Raw genomic sequence first — 1,097 nt, 5'->3', positions numbered from 1 at the left:
CCGGATTCATGCCTGGGCCGGGCCTGTCGCGTCCGGGTGGGGCGACAGGCGAGGAGACCGTGGCCAGATCGGCACTACCCACCCATTGTTACTTAATCTAATTTCAGCTAAATTTTTGACTATGCCGGCAATCACCGTCGGCACGGTCCAAAAGGCGGGTGATGTTGGTGCTCAACACGATCGTCAGAACGGGCCAGGTGCTCGAACTCTTCAGCACGGAACGCCCCGAGTGGGGTGTCACGGAGATCGCGCAGACGCTGGGCCTGCCCAAGTCCAACGCGCATGAACTCGTTTCGAGCCTGGCCTCGATCGATCTCCTGCGGCGCACCGGGCGCTCCCGGTACCGACTGGGCTGGCGGATCATGTCCATGGCCAACAGCGTCGTCGAAGCCGGGATCCTGCGCAGACACGCCCTCTCCGTGATGGAGAGGCTCTCGCAGCAGACCGGAGAGAGCAGCCATCTGGCGATCTGGGACGGCCGCCGGCTGATGTTCCTCGCACGTGTGGCGGCCCAGCGAGGCGGCCGACAGGGACATGCGGAGGCGGGCAGCTCGCTCCCCGCGCACTGCACGGCGTCCGGGAAGGTGCTGCTCGCCGATCTGCCCTGGCACGATGTCGTCAACAGGGTGTCGCGGGAGGAGTTCACCGCCCGTACCCCCTCGACGATCACCGACTTCGTCACGCTGCGCTGCCAGCTCCAGGAGATCGCCGGGCGGCGGGTCGGCTACAACGTCGAGGAGGCCGACCTCGGATTCTGCGGTATCGCGACCCCGGTCGTCGGCGTGGACGGTCACGCCATCGCCGCGCTGGGCGTGTCGATGACGACCGAGCGTTTCGCGGCATTCCGCGAGAAGTACGAGCCACTGCTGGTGCGGCTGGGTATGGAAATGTCCGCCAAGGTCTCCGCGGAGAGCGCCGGAGGTCCGGCACCCGGATCCGCACCCCAGATCCTGTCCACCCTGAACCTCTGAGCCGCCGGTCCCCCGCAACTCTGTACATCCACGCTTCCGGCCCCGGGCCTCTCCCGGGCGGGCGGTCGCCGAACCGCTCCCGCGCCCGGAGTCCGCCGCCGGGCCCGCCCTCCGGTGCGTCGAACT

Annotated in this window: 1 protein-coding gene; it reads left to right on the top strand. The window is 67.7% G+C overall.

From position 1 onward, the window contains the following. Positions 1–161: 161 nt before the first annotated feature. The gene (locus ACWF94_RS40905) at positions 162–971 is read left to right on the top strand and encodes an IclR family transcriptional regulator (RefSeq protein WP_453500433.1); all 810 of its coding nucleotides are present in this window, start codon (positions 162–164) and stop codon (positions 969–971) included. The last annotated feature ends 126 nt before the right edge of the window (positions 972–1,097 follow it).

The sequence above is a fragment of the Streptomyces sp. NPDC055078 genome (assembly GCF_053607985.1).
This window is presented reverse-complemented; position numbering and strand designations above follow the sequence as displayed.

Coding starts and splice junctions, on each gene's coding strand:
- ACWF94_RS40905 (WP_453500433.1), top strand. CDS start 162: ATGTTGGTGCTCAACACGATCGTCAGAACGGGCCAGGTGCTCGAACTC.